The following is a 20,898-nucleotide window of genomic DNA, read 5'->3' on the forward strand; positions in this document are numbered from 1 at the left end:
GCTTTTTCTACTAGCGCTGCGATAACGGGAAATACGACCCTTCGACAAGCGCGGCGTGAGCGGAAAGTAACGGAATTGGACGCAAAATCCCCCATCCTGCTGTTCGATTCCGGCTTGGGCGGCCTTTCGGTGCTGTCCGCGCTTCGCGAAGAGCTGCCCGATGCACCGGTTCTCTACGCAGCCGATACCGCGGGCCTGCCATATGGCGACAAGACCGAGGCGGAGATCGCAGCGCGCGTGGCCGGGCTGCTTGGGCGCCTGAGCGAGCGATTCCATCCGCGCCTCATCACCATCGCCTGCAACACGGCGTCCACCATTGCGCTCGGCATGGTGCGCAGCGTGTTGCACGTGCCGATCGTGGGCACCGTTCCTGCGATCAAGCCTGCGGCGAAGATCACGAAAACCGGCACGATCGGCCTTTTGGGTACGGCGGCGACAATCCGGCAGGGCTATGTCGACGATCTGGAAGCGAAGTTCGCCAACGGCCACCGCCTAATCCGCTTTGCGCATCCCGGACTGGTCGGCGCTGCCGAGACGAAGCTGCGCGGCGGGCGTCCCCACGATGCCGTTTTTGCCGAGGCGGCAGCTGGATTGCGCAAACAGGACGGCGGCGAAGCGATTGATACCGTGGTGCTGGCCTGCACGCATTTCCCGCTCGTGGAGGACGAACTGCGCGCGGCAATTGGGCCGGACGTCGCATTCGTCCATGGAGCACAAGGCATAGCGCGTCAGGTTGCCAGGCTGATCGAAGGGCAGGATTTTTCAAGAAACGATGCAGATCGCGCGGTGGTGACGGGCGAAGCCGACCGCGCCTTGGCCGCCGCGCTCGCGCCGTTCGGTATCGGCTCGGTGGAGAGGTTCTGATAGGCCGACCGCTGTTGCGAATGGCTCGCAAACTTCGTCCTTCAAACAAGCGCTACGATTGACTAAATGGCTCCCCGAAACCGGTGCAGACGGACCAGCAGACACTCGTGAATTACGACCAGATCTTCGACCAGGCGATCGACCGGCTGCATTCCGAAGGCCGATACCGGGTGTTTATCGACATCCTGCGCAACAAAGGTGCGTTTCCAAATGCGCGCTGCTTCGCCGGTCATAACGGACCGAAGCCGATCACTGTCTGGTGCTCCAACGATTACCTTGCAATGGGCCAGCATCCCAAAGTGATCGCGGCGATGGAAGAAGCGCTGCACGATGTCGGCGCAGGTTCCGGGGGTACGCGAAATATTGGCGGCAACACGCATTATCACGTTCAGCTGGAGCAGGAGCTTGCAGACCTGCACGGCAAGGAAGCGGCTCTCCTGTTCACCAGCGGCTATGTTTCCAACGATGCCACGCTGTCCACGCTCGCCAAGCTGCTGCCGGGATGCGTGATTTTCTCGGACGAACTTAACCATGCCAGCATGATCGCGGGTATCCGTAATTCCGGATGCGAGAAGCGCGTCTTCCGCCACAACGATATGGCGCATCTCGAAGAGCTGCTCGCGGCTGAGCACGAGGCGACGCCAAAGGTCATCGCGTTCGAAAGCGTCTATTCGATGGATGGCGATGTCGCGCCTATTCACGCGATTTGCGATCTGGCTGATAAGTACAATGCCCTCACCTATATCGACGAAGTCCATGCCGTCGGCATGTATGGGGCACGCGGCGGGGGCATTTCGGAACGGGATGAAGCGGCCCACCGCATCGACCTGATCGAAGGAACGCTGGGCAAGGCCTTCGGTGTAATGGGCGGCTATGTCGCGTCGAGCAGGAAGGTCGTCGACTGCATCCGCTCCTATGCACCGGGCTTCATATTCACTACCTCGCTCAGTCCGGCGCTTGTCGCGGGCGTGCTCGCCGCTGTTCGCCACCTTAAGCAGTCTAGCGTGGAGCGGGATGCACAACAGGCCAACGCCGCTGCTCTCAAACGTCACTTCCGCGAAGCCGGCCTGCCGGTGATGGATTCGACGACGCATATCGTCCCGCTGATGGTGGGCGATCCGGTCCGGGCGAAGCGGATCAGCGACATCCTGCTGGCCGAATACGGCGCATATGTGCAGCCGATCAATTTCCCAACCGTGCCGCGCGGCACCGAACGGCTGCGCTTTACGCCCGGCCCAGCGCATACCGAGGCGATGATGGCAGAACTGACCGCCGCGCTCGTTGAAATCTGGGACAGGCTCGACCTGCAATTGCGCGAAGCGGCATAAGCCATGTCCAAACCCAGCCTGCCAACAAGCCAGAGATAAGCGTCACTTATAACCATGCGTTAGCGTCATGGTAACCAAACCTGCGCCATGAGGAGCACGTGTCGCCGATGATGGCGATGTTTGAGGCAGGTTCGGGCGCTAAATGGCAGTTGGCAATCTTCTGAGAAGTCTTGGAGGCGGCAGTGCGGGCGGCAGGCGAACGCGCGTAATCTCGGCTGACGATACCGAGCGGCGGTTGCAAGTCCTCGACGATTACGAGCAGACCGGTATTTCGTGGATCTGGGCGACCGATGCCGACGGTCACCTTATCTATTTCTCGCCGAGCGCGTCCGAGAGCCTGGATGGGGACCTCGACGAATTGCTCGATCGGCCCTTGCCGGACATTTTCGAGATCGATCCCCACAATGCCGATCGATCCGACCGACCGATCAACTTCCAACTGAAGGCGCGCAACAAGATCACCGATCTGGCGGTGAAGCTCGTCTCCGCATCGCATGAAAGCGAAGCGTCAGAACGCTGGTGGTCTCTTTCAGGGCATCCGAAATTCTCGGAGGGTGGGAAATTCCTCGGCTATCGCGGCAGCGCGAAGGATATCACCACTGCCTATCGCCGGGCGCGCGAAGATTCGCGCTTGGCCGAATACGATTCGCTCACCGGTCTGGCCAATCGGCACCGAATGAACCGCAAGCTGGAAAGCACGCTGGCAGGCTTTCGCGCCGCCAAACGCGCTTGTGCGCTGTTGATGCTCGATCTCGACAAGTTCAAGCAGGTGAACGACACGATGGGGCACCAGGCAGGGGATGATCTCCTGCGCCAGGTCGCCGACAGGCTGAAGAGCATCGTGGGCGAGAAGGCAGAGATCGGCCGCCTCGGCGGTGACGAATTTCAGGTCATGCTTCCCGATCTCGACGACCGCGGCACGCTCGGAGACCTGGCCGACAAGATCATTCAGATGCTGTCATCGCCGTATCAGATCGAAGGCAAGCGCGCGATCATCGGCGCGTCTGTCGGCATCTCGATTGCACCATATGACGGGGTCGAGGCCGACGAGGTGATCCATGCGGCGGACCTCGCGCTTTACGCGGCGAAGAACAGCGGCCGCGGTACTTATCGGTTTTATTCGGCCGACCTAAGGGATGTCGAACAGGAAAGGCAGGTACTGCTCGACGATCTGCGTGAGGCGCTGGCCGTCGGCCAGCTGCAAATGCACTACCAACCCGTTGTGCGGACTAGCGACAACAGGGTGGTCGCGTTCGAGGCGCTGATGCGGTGGGAGCATCCCGAGCGAGGCAACGTCCCCCCGATGAGCTTTATCCCGGTCGCTGAAGAGACCGACCTCATCAATCGCATGGGCGAATGGGCCCTGCAGCAGGCGTGCAAGGACGCGCTAAAGTGGCCGGAGAATGTGCGCATCGCGGTGAATGTGTCGGCAAAGCAGTTCGTCAACAAAGGCTTCCCGGCGATCGTCACGCGGGTTCTGGCCGATACCGGCATCGCACCCGATCGGCTCGAGCTGGAACTGACCGAAACCGTCTTCATGGGCGATACCGAAACAACGACAGCGACATTCAAGACTTTGAAGGCGCTGGGCGTGCGCCTCGCGCTCGACGATTTCGGCACTGGCTATTCCTCGCTCAGCTATCTGCGCAACGCCCCCTTCGACAAGATCAAGGTCGACAAGAGCTTCGTAGATACCTGCACGCAGAAAGACGAAAACAGCGCGAAAATCATCACCGCGATCATCGGTTTGTCGGATGCGTTGGGAATGGACGTGACGGTCGAGGGCGTCGAAGCTTTCGACCAATTCAATCTCGTCTGCGCCAAAGGTGCGAAGTATATCCAGGGCTGGATCTATTCGAAGGCGCGACCGCAATCGGAAGTGCTTGAAAAGATTGCCAGCGGCGGCTTCGCAATCGAGCCGAGCGGCCCCGACACCTATCGGCCCGAGCGCCGCAGCGTGTTCCGCCGGATCGGTGTGATCCATGAAGATCACCGTTACGATGCCGTTATGCGGGACCTTTCGCAGACGGGATCGCGCATCGAGGGGCTCGTTGGCGTGCCGATCGGTGCCGGGCTGGTGCTTGATCTTGGCGGCGGTCAACTCGTCGTATCGACCGTCCGGCGGTCTGAAGGCGCGATGATCGGCGTCGAATTCGAAACGCCGCTGGTGAGCGATGGCGCCGGCGGTCTCGTCACGCGCAACCGAGTATCGCCCTACGCCCTGGCCAGCGCTGGCATGCCTCTGGCGGCTCTGCCGCCCGGCAATTATCCCAGCACGTTATTGGGTGGTGACAAAGACTCCAAGCCGCAATTCATGCAGGTACAGGTCCACCGCGGCTGACTGCGTGGGGAGCTATTACCGCAGGCTCACCACATTGTCGCTGGCGCGCGGATCGGGGCGATCCCCGCGATAGAGACTCGCCATCGGCTCGTCGGTGACGATCGCCGCTTCGGTTGCGCCGAAACCGTTGAATGCCGTCTTCATCGCAGCGCCGTACGCGCCGAGCATACCGATCTCGATATAGTCGTCGGCCTTGATGTCGTCGGGCAGCAGGAATGGGCCCGCCATGTAGTCTGCATCATCGCAGGTCGGGCCGTAAAAGGCGAATTCCGCTTCAGGTTTGATGAGATCGTCCTCCAGCGCACGCACCGGGAAACGCCAGGCGACATGTGCAGCATCGAACAGCGCGCCATAGGCGCCGTCATTGATGTAGAGTTCGTTGTCCCGCCGTTTCTCCACGCGCACGATGATGGATGAGTATTCGGCGCACAGCGCCCTGCCCGGCTCCGCCCACAGTTCTGCCGAATACGAGATCGGCAGCGCTTCGAAATGGCGATGGATTAATGCAAAATAGTCTTCGAGCGGTGGAGGCTCCATGCCCGGGTAGACGCTCGGGAAGCCGCCGCCGACATCGACGATATCGACCGTAACCGCAGCCTCGGCAATCGCGGCACGGACACGTTCCAGCGCCTGCACGAAGGCGAAGGGCGTCATCGCCTGGCTGCCGACATGGAAGCAGATGCCCAACGCATCGCAGTGCTGGCGAGTCGCCTGCAGCAGCGGCCTGGCATCAGTGAGATCGGTGCCGAATTTTGCCGCCAGGGAAAGCTGCGAATGCTCCGACGATACGCGCAGACGGACGAGCAAAGCGAGATCCTTTGCCGCCTTGCCAGACGCATCCGTGGTCGCCTCGACAATCTTCTCCAGTTCCTCGATCGTGTCGAGGCTGAATGTCTTCACGCCGTGCTCGAAATAGGCTTCGCGAACGGCGCGTGGCGTCTTGACGGGGTGCATGAAGCACAGCGCCGCGTCGGGCAGCAGGCCGCGCACGAGCCGAACCTCTCCTATGGAAGCGACGTCGTAATGCGTCACGCCACTGTCCCATAGGATCTGCAACAGGTCGGGAGACGGATTGGCCTTCACCGCATACATCGCCTTGCCCGGGAACTTCTCGACGAAGAAGCGGGCGGCGCGCGCTGCGGCGTGCGGGCGGGTGAGGATGACAGGTTCGTCAGGCGCGAGAGCGCCGACTACAGCCTTGGCATCAGGAAATTGGCGCAACTCAAGGGACCCCCTAGCTTCTCAACCGACAAGACACTGCCTTGCGGTGGGTGTCCCCTGGGGCAGCGAGGCCGCGCATATAAGCGCAGCGCGTTCAAGCGCAAGCGAAATCAGGTGAGCGGCGCACCTTTATCGATCTGCCCGCCAGGCACTTGTGCGACGGCGTCCTTCTCGTCTTCGTCGAGCCAACGCAGATCAGCTTCATGAAAGCCGACAAGCTCCGCGCGCATTGCCCGTCTCGCAAGACACACTAATGCGCGCGAAGCATCGACGGAACAGTGAGCGATCAGTCCTCTTTGGGCTGACGGAAGACGTTGACCCGCACAGGACCCTCATAAGAGAACGCGCTGGCAAGCTGAGCTTCGACGCCTGAAGTCCAGTTCGCTGCGCCGTAGCCATACCACATTGTGTTGGTGACGGTTGAAGTCGCAATGCCCTCGATAGCCGAGCCGATACGGGCAGGGTTGCTCGTGACGAGCACGTAGCGCTCGCCGTCCTGCGGCATGAACTGCACCGAATAGGTACGGCCGCTCATGTGGCTGCGCATGTTGTAGTGCTCGGGCGTGAAGCTGCGCATCTGCGAGCCATCCGCACCGAGGATTTCCACGTGCGGAGAGAATAGTGCCGCCGGGCCGACGACGGAGCCGACCTCGATCGGTGCGTTCCAGCGCGTTTCCGGCAGGGCGAACACCGCGTATGGCCCGCTTACGCCCGACATAGTGAGGCACGGAGACGTGCTGTCGAGCTGGTGATCGACCAGCCAGACGGCCTTATCCTTCTCCGGCACGACGCTGACTGCATTGGCGAAGCTCGGCGTTTCGGGGCACGCGGCAACCGGTGCATAGCTGGTAACCGGGCGCTGGATGGGCGGAGCGGAAGCGCAGGCGGCCAACAGCGACAAGACCGTCGCTGCTGCCGCGCTCGAACGAAGCGCGCGCTTCACCGGATCAGCCCGATTGCGGCATCGACCACAGTCGCCAGCGCATCGTCGATGCCTTCCGCGAGAAGCTGCGGATTGGTGACCATGTCTTCACGATTGGCGAAAGCGTAAGCCGGGTTCGGCGACAGCGCGATCACGCCGGCGGGCGAGTCTACCCAGTTCAACGCTATGCGGTTTTCTAGCAGCGTCGCACCTGTCGTCGCATCGACCATGCGCACGTCTGCCAGAACGGCGGGGCGCCAGGCATTGCCGCCCGCCTGCATATATCCGAACTGCTGGATGACGAGATCGAAATGCGCCTGCGTACCGGCCGGGCCGACCGGATATTCGACCAGGAATTCACGCTTTTCGCGGTCCGGGCCTTCCACCACGCTGGCGGTAACGCCGGTGCCGGCGAAGCGTTCGACGATCAGCGCTTCGAGCGTTTCTTCCGGCGTATAGCCGATGGTATCGAGCGCTTCGTTTACGGCGTCCTTGCGGCTCGCCTGCACGCCGGCATCGATGAGACCGCCGATCAGGCCGAAGTTCGACATGGTCGATGCGGCCTGACGCGCAATCACGTTTTCTGGCAGCGCGTCGTCGGCGACGGCAACCCGCGTTACCGGCACGTCCGGTGCGGTGTACGGCGTACCGACATAGGTGGACGCACACGCGCTGAGCGAGGCCATCGCGCCGACCGCGACAAGCAACTTCAATTTCATGATGGTATTCCCTCCAAGAACCTGCACGAGCGACCCCCTCGCCGCGCTCGGTATGAAATCGCAAATAAGCCGATTTTTGGGGCCGTCAATCGGTATCGAAAAGCTTGGCCCAGCGGCGCTTGTTGCGGGTCTTCCAGTGGCCGCGGTGATAAGCGTCGCTGGCTAGAAGCGGCATAACCGAACCGGCTTCCGCAAAGACCATCTGCTCGATCGCGGTCGAGACCTTGCCCCAGCTTGCCGCCTCCTGCAGCGTGGAGGAGGAGCACGCGCCGTCCCGCACGTCGGCAACGGTGACCTGCACGGCATATTTGTGGACAGAAACGTCCTCGTGGCCCAGGATCTCGGCACACACCACCGTATCCTGAATGAAGTTCTTGGGCACCCCGCCGCCCACCATCAGCAGGCCGCTTTCGCCGCCCTTGATCTTGATGTCGGTCAGCTCCCGGAAGTCGGCCACCGCGTCTATCATCAGATAGGGTTCGCCCGTCTCCATCTGATCGACCTGGTGCTTCACCAGGCCGAACCCGGCGGAGCTATCCACGAAAGCAGGGCAGAAGATCGGCACATCATGCTCGTAGGCGAGCTTGACGAGGCTGTTCTCCTTCTTGCCGTTCTCGACCAGGTACTTGCCCATTTCGCGAATGAAGGCGCGGCTGGAGTACGGCCCGGGCGGCAGGGCGTTGGCGATCTTGTTGATGGTGAAGTCGCAGTCCTGCAATTGCTCTTCGTCGATATAGGTGTCGTAGATGCGGTCGATATAGAGGCTGCGAAGCGTGTCGTCGTCGGGCACTTCGAGCGCCTGGTAGTGCTTGTGTCCAAGCCCTTCGAAGAAGTCCATGTCGACGATGGTAGCGCCGGTCGCCACCACGCAATCGACCATGTTGTTACGGATCAGCTCTGCATAGAGATCCATGCAGCCGCCCGCGCTGGTGCTGCCTGCGATGACGAGGAAGATGGTGCAGTCCTTGTCTTCCAGCATCTGGTTGTAGATGCCCGTCGCCTTGGCGAGATCGCGGCTGGTGAAGCTCATCTTGCCCATCTGGTCGATGATCGGGCGCGCATCGAAGCTGGTGATGTCGATATGCTCGACTTCGGTCGAAAGCAGCTCCGCCTTGCGCGTGTCGTTGATGGGCTGATCGGTCATGAGCGTGTGTCTCCTGTCGTGCTGTCCCGAGAACGGGCCGTGCCCGCCCCCGTTCCACCGATTGCAGCGAAAGCCAAGAGGCTTTCGGCCCGATCGACGGTGGGGGGTGTGACAAGTGTGACAGTGTCCTGGAGCAAATATTCGCAGCTCTCGCAGCTGGCCTCCGAAGCGCGGAGTTCTGCGGGTGCGAGGGAGATTCTCAACATGATTGCCGCCTGCCACGCGTGACAGGGTGTAGGAAAGCGCGATAGGCCGCACCGCATGGAAACGAGCCAACGCCAGCCGACCCGTGAAGGGGTTATCCGCGCCGCCGAAAAGGTCGCCGCGATCTTGCCGACGACCCCGCTGCTGCCCTTTGAGCACGAGCGTGTGACAGTGTTCGCCAAGGCCGAATGCCTACAACCGATGGGCGCCTTCAAGATACGCGGCGCGTGGCATCGCTTGTCCGATCTGTCGGACGAGGAAAAGAGACGCGGGGTCGTCGCCGTGTCGAGCGGCAACCATGCGCAGGGCGTCGCCTGGGCTGCACGCGAGCTGGGCATCGACGCCACCATCGTGATGCCGCAGGACGCGCCGCGCGTGAAGCTGGAGAGGACGCGCGGCTACGGCGCCCAAGTCGTCACCTATGACCGTATGACTGAGAACCGGGAAGCGATTGCAAAGGCGCTGTCGGAGGAGAATGGCGCGACCTATGTCCATGCCTTCGGCGATCCTTGGGTGATCGAGGGACAGGGCAGCACCGGAATAGAGATCGCCGAGCAGATGGGCCGCCAACCCTCCCGCATCGTCGCCTGCTGCGGCGGTGGCGGGCTGTCTGCAGGTCTCGCCCTTGCCTGCCCCGACGCCGCGATCGTGCCGGTCGAACCGGAAGGTTGGGACGATATCTGCCGCAGCCTCGAGATCGGCGAGATCCAGAACGTCGGCGAGAGCCCTCCGCCGACAGCTTGTGACGCCTTGCAGACTTTGGCCACCTTCCCGCTCAATTTCGGCGTCCTGAAAGAGCGGTGCCACGAGTGGGCGCGCGTGTCGGAAGCCGAAATTCGGAACGCGCAGCGCTTCGCCTTTGCGCAGCTTCGCCTCTTGCTCGAGCCGGGCGGCGCAGCAGCGCTGGCGGCGGTGTTGTCCGGCAAGGTCGCGGTGGATGACGCGACGGTCGTGATCCTGTCCGGCGGCAACACCGATGCGGAGGCCTTTGCGAAGGTGCTGGGGACGACGGATTAGGTTGCGATTGACAATCTAACCTCGCGCGCCAAGCGTACTCATGTCGTTTGGGGAGGAAATGTCGATGCAGGCCGCTATCATCACGCCCGCGCTCGTCCTGGTGCTGTGGTCCATCGTCATGCTGTTCTGGATGGCATTCACACGCTTTCCCGCGATGAAGCGCATGCGCGCCGAACGCGGATCGAGCGGCATGGTCAGCAGCAAACGCGCGGGCGGACGCGGACAGGATCTCGAAGGCCTGATCCCGGACCGGGTGAACTGGAAATCCCACAATCACACCCATCTGATGGAACAGCCGACGCTGTTCTATGCCGTGATCGCCATGCTCGCCATTCTCGGCCCGACCGCCGACACGGTTCTCGCGGCTTGGCTCTACACCGTGCTGCGCATCGTGCATTCGCTGTGGCAGGCTTTGATCAACACTATCCCGATCAGGCTGATGATCTTCACCGCGGCCAGTCTCGCGCTTCTCTACCTTACCGTCCGCGCGCTGATGGTGGCAGTGTCGTGAACCTGCTGCAGCCTGTCATCGTGCTCGCCGCATGGACGATGGTCATGTGGTTGTGGATGTATGTTACGCGCCTTCCAGCCATGTCGAAAGCGGGCGTCGATCCGGACAGTCTGGCCAGGGATCCGCACGCCTCGCTCGACACGGCTTTGCCGCCGAAGGTGCAATGGAAAGCACACAATTACAATCACTTGCACGAAGCGCCTACGGTTTTTTATGCCTTGGCGCTGGCATTGGCGCTGCTCGATCTGGCGGCTGGCCTGCCCCAATGGATAGCCTCCTCCGCAGTCGTGCTCGCATGGGCCTATGTGGTCTTACGTATCTTGCATTCGCTGGTGCAGGCGCTGATCAACAAGGTGGTACAGCGCTTCGCCATCTTCTCGCTATCCTCCCTCGTGCTCATCGCACTGGTCGGACTGGCGATAATTGCGGCCTTTTAGGGGTTACCGCCTAAGTAACCATTGAAGGATCCTCGACGGGCGGCATGCCAGAAAGGCAGTGCGCGCGAATACGAGGAGGCTTTCATGGCCTACATACTGGTTGTCGACGATGACGATATCGTCGCGGAATATGCGGCAAAGGTGCTGATCGGCGCGGGCCATGCCTGTGGCTGGGTAAGCGACGCCGAGGAAGCGCAGGAGCTTCTGAAGAAGCGTCGGCCAGACCTGATCCTGCTCGATCAGAACATGCCCGGCGAAAACGGCACCGCCCTGCTGCGCCGCATTCGCAATTCGCAGACGCATTTCGACGTGCCCGTCATCATGCTGACCGGCGTGCAGGGCGTGAAGGAAGAACAGATCGCCTATTATGCCGGCGCGCAGGATTACATCCGCAAGCCGTTCACCGACAAGATGCTGATCTACCGTGTGAGGGAAACCCTGCTATCGCGAGAGGGTCGGGCCCGGCAGAGCGTCCGGGCGAGGTTGACCGATTACGAAGACGATGCTGGCGCTCGCCAAGCGCGCTTCATCTGATCAACGCTCAACACCGGCAAGATCGCCGACGAAATTCTCCGTCCAGCGCTGCACATTCTCTTCGCGCACCGAAGTGATCAGCTTCTCGTAACGCGACTTGCGCTCTTCCAGCGGCATGTCGAGCGCGATGCGGATATTGTGAGCGATATCGTCGGCGCTGTGCGGATTGATCAGCAGCGCGCCCTCCCCATCGCAGTCGAATTGCTGGGCCGCGCCTGCAAACATCGACAGGATCAGCACGCCGGGATCGTCGGGATCCTGCGCCGCGACATATTCCTTGGCGACAAGGTTCATTCCGTCCCGCAGCGGCGTGACAAGGCCGATCTTGGACGCGCGGTAGAAGCCGAACAGCTCTTCCTGCGCATAGCCGCGGTTGACGTAGCGCACCGGCACCACATCGACATCCGATCGCGCGCCGTTGATCTGGCCCGCCTTCTGTTCCAGCGTCGCGCGGATCTGCTGATAGCTGCCGATATCCTCCCGGCTGGGCGGCGCGATCTGGATGAAGACGAGATCGCGCGTGCGTTCAGGATGACGGTCGAAGAAGCGGCTGATGCCGTCGAGCCTTTCGGGCAGACCCTTGGAGTAGTCGAGCCGGTCCACCCCGATCATCGCCGTGCGCCGCCGGGTGGACGCCATCAATCGCTGCTGCGCCTGGCGCGCCTCGCCCGTATCGCCTTTCGACATGAAGTGATCGAAATCGATACCGATGGGATAGGCGCGCGCGATCGTGGTCTTTCCCTCCAGCGTCACCGCGCCGGTTTCCGGGGCGACATCGGCGCCGAGCTCCTTGCCGCAATAATGCAGGAAGCTTTCGAGCCACGTGTTGTTCTGGAAGCCGAGCAGGTCGTAGTGCAGCATCGCTCGCACCAGCCGCTCGTGATAGGGCAGCGAGACGAACAGATTGGTCGGCGGCCAGGGCGTGTGGAGGAAGAAACCCATGCGGTTCTCGATGCTCATCGAACGCAGCCGCTCGCCCAGCGGCAGCAGGTGATAGTCGTGCACCCAGACGCTGTCTTCGGGCTCGATCAGCGGCAGCGCGCTTTCGGCGAAGCGTTCATTGACCCGCTCATAGCCCTTGCCGAATTCGCGTTCGTAGCGAGTCAGGTCGATGCGGTAGTGGAATAGCGGCCACAGCGTGCTGTTGGCGTAACCGTTGTAATATTCCTCGACGTCCTGATGCTCCAGATCGATCGTCGCGGTCGTCACACCTTCGGCCGAGCGGACGTAATTGATGCTGCCGGTGAATTTGTCGGTTTCCTCGCCGGACCAGCCAAACCATATACCTCCATTGGCCTTCAGTGCGGCATTGAGTGCGCCTGCCAAGCCACCTTGCGCGCCGGGAACCCCGCGCGCCTTGGGGACGGCGACGCGGTTCGATATGACGACAAGTCTCGGCACGGGGTCTCCCTTCCGGCCCGTCTTCAGCGAACCGTGTTCCAGCTCTTGGATAACAGGCCGGCGCAGTTGATCGTTCCGACAAGGGAGTAGGTCTGCGGGAAATTGCCCCACAGCTCGCCGGTCTCGAAATCCATATCCTCGCTCAGCAGGCCCGACTGCGTGCGATGGCTCATCATGGTGCAGAACAGCTCGCGCGCCTCGTCCTTGCGGCCCATCAGCGCGAGCGCCTCGATCAGCCAGAAGGTGCAGATATTGAAGGCGGTTTCCGGCGCGCCGAAATCGTCTTCGGCCGCGTAGCGCAACATGTGCTCGCCGCGCCTCAGATTGCGCTCGACCATTTCGAAGGTCTGCAGGAAGCGCTCGTCATCGGGAGCGACATATCGCAGCTCCAGCAGCTGCAGCAGGCTGGCATCGAGATAGTCGCTTTCGAAGCTGGCGCCGTAATGGCCACCTTCCCCGTTTTCCTTCCAGGCCTTGTCCTCGATCTTGTCGGTGATTGCCTGCGCCCGCTCCCGCCACAGTTTCGCCCGGTCAGCCTTACCCAGATGCTCGGCAACCTTGGCGAGCCTGTCGCACGCCGCCCAGTTCATCACTGCGGAGTAGGTATGGACCTCCTCGCGCGTGCGGAATTCCCACAGGCCCGCATCCGGCTGGTCGTGCATCGCCCAGGCCTGCTCGCCAACCTGCTCGAGGCTGGCGAAGTCGGCATCGTCGGCGATGCGAAGCAGGCGGCGGTCGAAAAAGCCCTGCGCCGTCGGCAGGACGATCTGACCATAGCAATCGTGCTGCACCTGCTTGTAGGCGGCGTTGCCGATGCGCACCGGACCCATCCCGCGATATCCGGCAAGATGCGCGGCGGTCGTCTCGTTCAGTTCGCCCTCGCCCATCACCGAATAAAGCGGCTGGATCTGCCCGCCCTTGCATCCGTCCACGATGTTGCGCAGGTAACCGAGATACTTCTCCAGCACATCCAGCGCGCCAAGGCGGTTCAGCGCCTGAACGGTGTAATAGGAATCGCGGATCCAGCAGTAACGGTAATCCCAGTTCCGCTCCGAATGCGGCGCTTCGGGGATAGAAGTCGTCAGCGCGGCGACGATCGCACCCGTTTCCTCGTGCTGGCATAGCTTCAGCGTGATGGCGCAGCGGATGACCTCGTCCTGCCATTCGAACGGCGTCGCCAGCCCGCGCACCCAGTGCTGCCAGTATCGCCGCGTGGACTGCTCCATACGGCGAATACTTTCGCGCAGGTTCCCGTTGAACGGCTCGTCCGGGCCGAGGAAGAAATGCGTGTCGTCCTCGATGCGAAACGTGCGCCCTTCCAGGATGTATCCGATCGGCGCATCCGTGGAGAGGCGCAGGGCCTGTCGTCCGACGAGATACCGGATGTGATTGGTGCCGCTGGTCGTTTCTGCCGGGGCCGCCCCGTAATCGCGCATCGGCCGCAAAACGATGCGGATGCGCGGATTGCCCGCGATCGGCCGCACGATGCGCGAAAACGCAACCGGGCGATACATCCGCCCTTTCTGTTCGAAGCGTGGCGCGAAATCGAGAATCTCGACCGCGCTGCCATCCTCCGCCTCCAGCGTCGTGACGAGGTTCGGCGTGTTGCGGATATACTCCTGCCGCGCGCTGATTTGGCCTTCCAACTCGAACCGCCAGACGCCGGCATCCTGCCTCTGACCATTGAGCAGCGCGCAGAACACCGGATCGCCATCCACACGCGGTACACAGCCCCAGACAAGCGCGCCCTGTTTGTCGATGAGGCCGGAAACCTGGCAATTGCCGATGGGCCAGAGTTCGAGATCGCTTTGCGGCGCGGTGCTATCGGAAGTGCTCACAGCCCCAACCATTGGTGCACTGCAGCAGGGTTCGCAAGCGCGTATTTCGCGTTCTCGCTCGGGCGCTCGCCCACGGCGATGCCAACCCCGCCGAGGTCGGTTGCGGCGCGCATCCCATCCTCGTCGGTGACGTCATCACCCACGAATACTGGATGCGAGCCTTTGAAGGGCTCGGTTTCCATGAACGCGCGCACCGCATCGGCCTTCCCCCCGCCCCGCGCGGTAAGCTCAATCACGCGCTTGCCGCGCTTCACCTGCAATTCATGCCGCTCGGCGAGCTTCTGTGCGAAAGCGAGGCCGCGGTTTTCCAGGCTTGGATCGCTGCGATAGTGAAGCGCCACGCCATGCGCCTTGTCTTCACGAGAGAAGCCCTCCGCAGCAGCGAAGTTCGAAACCTCGTCCAGCACGTCTTCCGCCAGCGCTCCGGGAACATCGCCCACAACACCGCCATCGGCATCGCGGCAATGGCTACCGTGAGAACCCGCACAGGCCAGTGTCACGCGCCCGAGATGCCCCTCCAGATCATCGATCGCGCGTCCGCTGACGAGCGCGACACGGCCATCGTGCCGCTCGGCCAGCGCGGCCAATTTGTCGAGCAAATCGGATGGCACCTCGATCGCATCGGGCGTGGGCGCAATATCGACGAGCGTTCCGTCGAAATCGAGAAAAAGGGATATCGGCTTGTCGGCCGCCAGCGTTTCCAGTCGAGGCGGCGAAGGAAGATCCTGCGTCATCGCGGCCTCGATAAGACAGCTTCGGGTCTGCGGTCAAAATGAGACGGCGTCAGGACGGTCGAAATTCCTCGATCAGGGCGCCGGGGCCTTCTAGCTCGTCCTTCTCCCGCCGGGCGATGAAAGGACATTCCCGGACCCAAGCGTCATTCTCCACGCAATCGAGCATAAAATGCGCCAGGTCCGCTCGGCGCGTGCGCAGAGTGCCTTCGGGTAGCCCGCCCTCCTCGACGTTGTAATCGCGCGTCAACTCGCGATCGAGCAGCCAGCCGGGGCGCACCGCCGTCCATGAGATATCGTCCGCGACGCGCAGCACGCGCTCCATTTCTGCCATCTGGCGAAAGATTCGACGCAGCGGCGTAACTGCGGCCTGAAACCACATCGGGATGTCGGTGTCGTGATCGGCGAAAGCGGCGGAGATAACGACGAGGCGCTTCACGTTTGAGCGGCGCATGGCTTGCACCATCCGCACCGCACCCTCCGTATAGATCGGCGGTGGATTGATCAGCGTCGCCGGGTCGCGCGGCACCCCGATCGCGGAAATCACCGCGTCGCAGCCATCCATCAGCGGATCGAGATCGGACTCGAGCACGTCCGCTTCGCGCCGCTCATACTGCATGTCGGGCGCGGGATCCTCGTCCCACGAACGCTCGGCCGCACGCATGTCCACGCCCGCATCGAGTGCCTGACGCAGAATATGCTGGCCGACACCGCCGGTCGGCCCGAATAGAAGATATCTTGCCATACGCCGATAACGGCGCAGCGCTATCTAAGTGCCAGACGAAAATGAATGTTTGTGAATTGGTAGCGGAGGAGGGACTTGAACCCCCGACACGCGGATTATGATTCCGCTGCTCTAACCACCTGAGCTACTCCGCCCCAAGGGCGCGCCGATACGCGATCGCGCGTCGACAGGCGGCGCATTTAGGCAGGGGCGCGGGCGCGGTCAACATGCGAATGGTCAGCCGCGGAAATTGAAGCTCCTGATGTGCTCCCACGGGCCGCCTTCGTACGAATACAGGCCTAGACCCTTGAACGCGAAATCGCGCGGCTGCACTTGCGGGGCGAGTTGCGCCTGCAGCGCCTTCGCCTCCTCGATACTGACCTTGTTCTGGATCGTCACATGCAGGCGCGGCTTGTGTTCGTCTTGCGGGGTCAGCATGCCATGAAAACGGTCTTGCAACTCACGCCACAGCGCAATCATTTCCTCGCTCTCCAGCTTGAGAGCAGTGCCTTTCCCCAGTTTCATGATGCCAAGCAAGCGGGCGGGCACCGGGGCGTGTTCCTTCGCCATAGACGCGAGGCATTGCTTCACCTCATCCTCGCAGCTCGGTGGCAAGGCGTGGAACAGCGTCACATGCGCTTCGAGATAATTGCGCTCCGCCGGGAAATGCGCATCGCGCAGGCGCGTCGCCCAGCTGTGCAGGTCGTCGGGAAGCAAAGCGGTTACGATGAGCGGAGAATCGGGCATTCAGCCTCACCAAAGGATTACGCCGCGAACAGTTCCAATTGTTCCTGTTTGGGCGCGAGCATCGCGCGAAGGTCTGTTCTGTCGGTAAGGGTGAGCGGCCGCCAATCCAGCGCGACGATGAAGGGCCGGACCTTGGTAATCGACACGGTCAGCTTCGCTACATCGTCCAGCCGCAGCGTGCGGTGGCGGCGTGAGGCGATGATCTGATTGACCGCTTTTACTCCTAGTCCAGGAACGCGCAGCAGCATTTCCCGGCTGGCGCGGTTCACATCGACCGGAAAACTTTCCCGGAATTTCAGCGCCCAAGCCAGTTTCGGATCGATATCGAGCGGTAGATTTCCATCCGCCTCCGTTGCCTGCATCACTTCGCGCGGCGCGTAACCGTAAAACCGCATCAGCCAGTCCGACTGATAGAGGCGGTGCTCCCGCATCAAGGGCGGGCGCTTGAGCGGCAGCACGGCGGACGCGTCTGGAATCGGGGAGAATGCGCTGTAATAAACGCGGCGCAGCTTGAAACTGTCATAAAGGCGACTGGCCTTGCCGACGATATCGGCATCGCTCGCTGCATCGGCGCCGACGATCATCTGTGTCGATTGTCCGCCCGGCGCAAAGCGTGGCGCATGTTTGAAGCGCTTCTTTTCGTCCTTTGCCTGACGGATCGCCATCTTCACACCGCCCATCGCGCCTTCGATCTGGGCGGCATTCTTGTCCGGTGCGAGGCGCGTAAGCCCGGCATCGGTGGGCAATTCGACATTGATCGATACGCGATCTGCGTAAAGGCCCGCCTGGTGCACCAGCTCGGGATCGGCCTCCGGGATCGTCTTCAAATGGATGTACCCGCGAAAGTCGTGGTCTTCGCGCAGAATGCGCGCCGTTTCCACCATCTGCTCCATCGTGTGGTTGGAGCTCTTGATGATGCCGGAGGACAGGAACAGTCCTTCGATATAATTGCGCCGATAGAAGGTAAGCGTCAGGTCCGCCGCTTCCTGCGGCGTAAAGCGCGCGCGGCGGACATTGCTGCTCTTCCGGTTCACGCAATAATGGCAATCAAAGATGCAATGATTGGTGAGCAGGATCTTCAACAGCGAAATGCATCGGCCGTCCGGCGCATAGGCGTGGCAAATCCCCATGCCCTCCGTCGAGCCGATACCTTTCCCACCGGTGCTGTTGCGCTTCGACGTGCCCGACGACGCGCAGGACGCATCGTATTTCGCCGCGTCGGCGAGAATTTCCAGCTTCTGCAAAGTGTCGAGCGCGGGCATCCGTTCGATATATGTTCTTTTGACCCGCGAGCCAATAGGATAATGTTAAGTCCGGAAATTCTTCGCGAGGTAATGCTTCGGTAACCACGCTTGCAAAGGCGATCTTAACCACGCAGCGGTGAAGCCTTTCGCCAATCACTTGGGGGGTCGTCAATTTCATGAAACTGTTCGCGCGTGCCAAGCAAGATGCGCTTCCCGAGAGGCGTTCGGGGCCGAGAACACGCGTGGATTGCCTGGCGAAGATGCTCATGCCGAGCGGGGATCGACCGGGCCGCCTGTTCGACATTTCCGCAAATGGCGCGCGCTTTCACACAGAAGTGCCGCCAGCCAAGGGGAGCAGCGGCATTCTCGACTGGACGGTGCACGAAGCGTATTGTCACGTCACATGGTCAGCACCCGGAATGTGCGGCGTGACTTTCGATAAGCCGCTGAATGCGAAAGCGCTTCGGGACACGATAGATGCCGCGGCGGCAGGCGCGCTCGGTGCCGCGTCCGCCGATAACGATGTCTCGCCGCATCCGAGCGGACAGGCCAGGCCGACACGCCTCCCCTGCTGATCGCGCCGCCGGGAACCCCCGGCTTCCAAACAAATTGTATGGACAAGCGGCGTGCGTGAGCGCGCCGTGCGTACCGGGCCCCTCTGGCGAGCTTGCGCTCGCGATGTCGGACGCAGATTGTGCGGATCGCTCGCGTTCCGCTGGTTCTATCGCGTGCAGGGGCCGGAACACGATCCTCCAACCTTGCATGCATCGAAGTGGAGAGAATTCATGAAATTGTCTACCTCGGCGGCCACCGCCCTCGCCCTGCTCACCGCGCCTGTAATGGCGCAGGACAAGGACTGGAATTTCAGCGATGGCGTCGATGACGAGCGCTGGTCCCTGCTCAACACCGATTACGCCCTTTGCGATGCCGGACTGAACCAGTCGCCGATCGATCTTGGCACGCCAAACGCCGTCGGCGACGTGCAGCTTTCTCACAATTACGGCCCTGCCAATGGCACGATGGCGCTCGGTGAAGAGAAGGTGCAAGTCAATTTCGGCGAAGGCATGGGCATGAATTCTGGCGGCACCATGTTCAATCTTATCCAGGTGCATTTCCATACGCCCGCCGAACACGCCATTGATGGTGAGCGCCAGCCGCTCGTTGCGCACTTCGTGCATGCCACGGATGACGGCAAGCTCGGCGTGTTGGGTGTAACCTTTGCCGAAGGCGCAGCCAATCCGGCGCTCGCGCAGATCATGCCGCATCTGGGCGATGCAAGCGTGCACAACGGCATGGAAGTGAGCTTCGACATCACCGACATGGTGCCCGAAGACCTCGGTGTCTATCGCTACATGGGCTCGCTCACCACGCCGCCTTGCAGCGAGGGCGTGAACTGGCACGTCGCCGAAACCGTGCTGAGCGCGAGCGCAGAGCAGATCCGCGCCATATACGACGCGCTCGGCCCGAGCGCGCGTTCGCTCCAGCCGCAGGGCAATCGCCTGGTGGTCGCTCCTGTCAACTGACGCATCACATGAATAACGAGAAACGGGGCGTGGGAAACCGCGCCCCGTTTTCGTGCCGGCCATCGATCGCGCAAGCTTCCGGCACCGTTCGCGGCTTTGCGCATTGAAGCGCCATGGACATCGTTGCGCTGCTTTCCGATCCCGCCGCCTGGCTGGCCCTGCTCACGCTCATCGCCCTGGAAGTCGTCCTCGGCGTCGACAACCTCATCTTCATCGCGATCCTTTCAAACAAGCTGCCCGAGCATCAGCAGCAGCGCGCCCGACGCATCGGTCTCTCGCTGGCGCTCATCATGCGCATCGGAATGCTGATGCTGATTGGCTGGATCGTCACACTGCAGGAGCCGCTATTCGATCTCGGCATCGTCGGCCCGCCCGTGGAGGGCACGAACAAGGCCAGTTTCGAAACGGCCTTCTCGGGCCGCGATCTTATCCTGCTGGCGGGTGGGCTGTTCCTGCTTTGGAAAGCCACAAAGGAAATCCATCACTCGATGGAGCCGGCGGACAATAGCGGCGATCTGCTCGACAAGACGCCGGACATGAAGGATCTTGCAAAAGCAAGCTTCGGCTCCGTTATCGCGCAAATCGTTGCCATTGATCTCGTCTTCTCGGTCGATTCCATCCTTACCGCCGTGGGCATGACCGATGAAATCCCGATCATGGTCACCGCCGTCGTGATCACCGTCGGCGTGATGATGGTCGCCGCAGATCCGCTCGCCCGCTTCATCGAGAAAAATCCGACGCTGGTGATGCTCGCCCTCGCCTTCCTCGTGATGATCGGCCTGGTGCTGATTGCCGACGGGCTCGGCTTCCATGTGCCCAAGGGCTACATCTACGCGGCGATGGGATTCAGCGTCGGCGTGGAATTGCTGAACATGGTACAGCGCAATCGCCGGGCGCGCATTGCAGCGGAGAAAAGAGCGGCGACCTAAGGCGCGGAACGGTGCCCTTTCTTGTCCGTTATTCGGGCAAAGGAGAACCCCATGAGTGACCGTGAAGAATTGAAGACCGACTTCTGGAAATCGCTGGCCGACAGCCCCTTCGTATTTCTGCAGCGCGACGCTGCGCCCGAAGATGCCATTCCAATGACTGCGCAGCTGGACAAGGATGCCGACAGCACGATCTGGTTCTTCACCACCAAGGACAACAGCCTTGCCCAGGGCGGCCCTGCCACTGTGACCTTTGCCAGCAAGGGCCACGACATGTTCGCACGCATAAAGGGCACTCTGAGCGAGGAACACAGCCGCGAACGGCTCGAGAAGCAGTGGAGCAAGCCCGTCGAGGCCTGGTACGAAGGCGGCAAGGACGATCCGAACCTGCTGATGCTGCGTATGGACCTCGGCAAGGCGGAGATCTGGGGCGACCTTGGCGCGGTCGACACCGTGAAAATGCTGCTCGGCTTCGACGTGCGCGAAGACGCCAAGGAAGAAAACATCGAGACGGTGCTCTGA

The 20,898-nt window shown here is 61.8% G+C and carries 21 protein-coding genes and 1 tRNA gene; 11 read left to right on the forward strand and 11 right to left on the reverse strand.

Features of this window, described 5'->3' with window-relative positions; genetic code table 11:
• Positions 1–75: 75 nt before the first annotated feature.
• The 3 genes from murI (at position 76) to D6201_RS04245 (ending at position 4,533) form a co-directional block, all read left to right on the forward strand.
• On the forward strand, positions 76–864 hold the full coding sequence (murI, locus tag D6201_RS04235; protein ID WP_242447417.1) for a glutamate racemase: 789 nt from the start codon (positions 76–78) through the stop codon (positions 862–864).
• 107 nt (positions 865–971) lie between these two features.
• Entirely contained in the window at positions 972–2,192 is a 1,221-nt protein-coding gene (hemA, locus tag D6201_RS04240) for a 5-aminolevulinate synthase (protein WP_120049193.1), read from the forward strand.
• A 142-nt stretch (positions 2,193–2,334) separates the two neighbouring features.
• Positions 2,335–4,533: a putative bifunctional diguanylate cyclase/phosphodiesterase gene (locus D6201_RS04245; RefSeq protein WP_120047687.1), complete on the forward strand. Its 2,199-nt coding sequence runs from the start codon at positions 2,335–2,337 to the stop codon at positions 4,531–4,533.
• A 15-nt stretch (positions 4,534–4,548) separates the two neighbouring features.
• On the opposite strand, the gene D6201_RS04250 is transcribed toward D6201_RS04245, so the two are convergent.
• The 4 genes from D6201_RS04250 to D6201_RS04265 form a co-directional block, all read right to left on the reverse strand.
• A complete protein-coding gene (locus D6201_RS04250) occupies positions 4,549–5,754 on the reverse strand; it encodes a type III PLP-dependent enzyme (RefSeq protein WP_120047688.1) in 1,206 nt (401 codons plus the stop codon).
• A 286-nt stretch (positions 5,755–6,040) separates the two neighbouring features.
• Positions 6,041–6,697, reverse strand: coding sequence for a hypothetical protein (locus D6201_RS04255; RefSeq protein WP_120047689.1), 657 nt, complete (start codon positions 6,695–6,697; stop codon positions 6,041–6,043).
• Positions 6,694–7,395: a hypothetical protein gene (locus D6201_RS04260; RefSeq protein WP_133303938.1), complete on the reverse strand. Its 702-nt coding sequence runs from the start codon at positions 7,393–7,395 to the stop codon at positions 6,694–6,696. The genes D6201_RS04255 and D6201_RS04260 overlap by 4 nt, the downstream gene beginning before the upstream one ends.
• An 85-nt stretch (positions 7,396–7,480) precedes the next feature.
• Complete coding sequence (locus tag D6201_RS04265) at positions 7,481–8,539, reverse strand: 1,9-bis(guanidino)-5-aza-nonane synthase (protein ID WP_120047691.1); 1,059 nt, start codon at positions 8,537–8,539, stop codon at positions 7,481–7,483.
• Positions 8,540–8,800: 261 nt separating this feature from the next.
• On the opposite strand from D6201_RS04265, the gene D6201_RS04270 reads away from it, so the two are divergent.
• From D6201_RS04270 to D6201_RS04285, 4 genes are all read left to right on the forward strand, one after another.
• Positions 8,801–9,760, forward strand: coding sequence for a threonine ammonia-lyase (locus D6201_RS04270; RefSeq protein WP_120047692.1), 960 nt, complete (start codon positions 8,801–8,803; stop codon positions 9,758–9,760).
• 64 nt (positions 9,761–9,824) lie between these two features.
• On the forward strand, positions 9,825–10,271 hold the full coding sequence (locus D6201_RS04275) for an MAPEG family protein (protein WP_120049194.1): 447 nt from the start codon (positions 9,825–9,827) through the stop codon (positions 10,269–10,271).
• Positions 10,268–10,708 carry an MAPEG family protein gene (locus D6201_RS04280; RefSeq protein WP_120047693.1) on the forward strand — a complete coding sequence of 147 codons (441 nt, stop codon included), beginning with the start codon at positions 10,268–10,270 and terminating at the stop codon, positions 10,706–10,708. Before D6201_RS04275 ends, D6201_RS04280 begins: the two co-directional genes overlap by 4 nt.
• Before the next feature lie 84 nt (positions 10,709–10,792).
• A complete protein-coding gene (locus D6201_RS04285; protein WP_133303939.1) occupies positions 10,793–11,242 on the forward strand; it encodes a response regulator in 450 nt (149 codons plus the stop codon).
• On the opposite strand, the gene D6201_RS04290 is transcribed toward D6201_RS04285, so the two are convergent.
• The 7 genes from D6201_RS04290 to D6201_RS04320 all read right to left on the reverse strand — a co-directional run bounded on the left by D6201_RS04290 (position 11,243) and on the right by D6201_RS04320 (position 17,945).
• Positions 11,243–12,643 (reverse strand): alpha,alpha-trehalose-phosphate synthase (UDP-forming), encoded by a 1,401-nt coding sequence (locus D6201_RS04290; RefSeq protein WP_120047695.1) that lies wholly within the window; start codon positions 12,641–12,643, stop codon positions 11,243–11,245.
• Positions 12,644–12,666: 23 nt separating this feature from the next.
• Positions 12,667–14,481, reverse strand: coding sequence for a glycoside hydrolase family 15 protein (locus D6201_RS04295; RefSeq protein WP_242447418.1), 1,815 nt, complete (start codon positions 14,479–14,481; stop codon positions 12,667–12,669).
• Complete coding sequence (otsB, locus tag D6201_RS04300; RefSeq protein WP_120047697.1) at positions 14,478–15,215, reverse strand: trehalose-phosphatase; 738 nt, start codon at positions 15,213–15,215, stop codon at positions 14,478–14,480. Before otsB ends, D6201_RS04295 begins: the two co-directional genes overlap by 4 nt.
• A gap of 49 nt (positions 15,216–15,264) precedes the next feature.
• Positions 15,265–15,957 (reverse strand): SDR family oxidoreductase, encoded by a 693-nt coding sequence (locus D6201_RS04305; protein WP_120047698.1) that lies wholly within the window; start codon positions 15,955–15,957, stop codon positions 15,265–15,267.
• 57 nt (positions 15,958–16,014) lie between these two features.
• Positions 16,015–16,091 (reverse strand) — tRNA-Met (locus D6201_RS04310).
• An 82-nt stretch (positions 16,092–16,173) separates the two neighbouring features.
• Positions 16,174–16,683 carry a 2'-5' RNA ligase family protein gene (locus tag D6201_RS04315; RefSeq protein WP_120047699.1) on the reverse strand — a complete coding sequence of 170 codons (510 nt, stop codon included), beginning with the start codon at positions 16,681–16,683 and terminating at the stop codon, positions 16,174–16,176.
• 17 nt (positions 16,684–16,700) lie between these two features.
• Positions 16,701–17,945 carry a putative DNA modification/repair radical SAM protein gene (locus D6201_RS04320; protein WP_120047700.1) on the reverse strand — a complete coding sequence of 415 codons (1,245 nt, stop codon included), beginning with the start codon at positions 17,943–17,945 and terminating at the stop codon, positions 16,701–16,703.
• A gap of 158 nt (positions 17,946–18,103) precedes the next feature.
• Between D6201_RS04320 and D6201_RS04325 the strand changes: the two genes are divergently transcribed.
• The 4 genes from D6201_RS04325 (at position 18,104) to D6201_RS04340 (ending at position 20,898) form a co-directional block, all read left to right on the forward strand.
• Positions 18,104–18,502: a PilZ domain-containing protein gene (locus tag D6201_RS04325; RefSeq protein WP_120047701.1), complete on the forward strand. Its 399-nt coding sequence runs from the start codon at positions 18,104–18,106 to the stop codon at positions 18,500–18,502.
• A 210-nt stretch (positions 18,503–18,712) separates the two neighbouring features.
• Positions 18,713–19,450, forward strand: coding sequence for a carbonic anhydrase (locus D6201_RS04330; protein WP_120047702.1), 738 nt, complete (start codon positions 18,713–18,715; stop codon positions 19,448–19,450).
• A gap of 113 nt (positions 19,451–19,563) precedes the next feature.
• Positions 19,564–20,379 carry a TerC family protein gene (locus tag D6201_RS04335; RefSeq protein ID WP_120047703.1) on the forward strand — a complete coding sequence of 272 codons (816 nt, stop codon included), beginning with the start codon at positions 19,564–19,566 and terminating at the stop codon, positions 20,377–20,379.
• 51 nt (positions 20,380–20,430) lie between these two features.
• Positions 20,431–20,898, forward strand: coding sequence for a pyridoxamine 5'-phosphate oxidase family protein (locus tag D6201_RS04340; RefSeq protein WP_120047704.1), 468 nt, complete (start codon positions 20,431–20,433; stop codon positions 20,896–20,898).

Source organism: Aurantiacibacter aquimixticola (assembly GCF_003605475.1).
Taxonomy (GTDB): domain Bacteria; phylum Pseudomonadota; class Alphaproteobacteria; order Sphingomonadales; family Sphingomonadaceae; genus Alteraurantiacibacter; species Alteraurantiacibacter aquimixticola_B.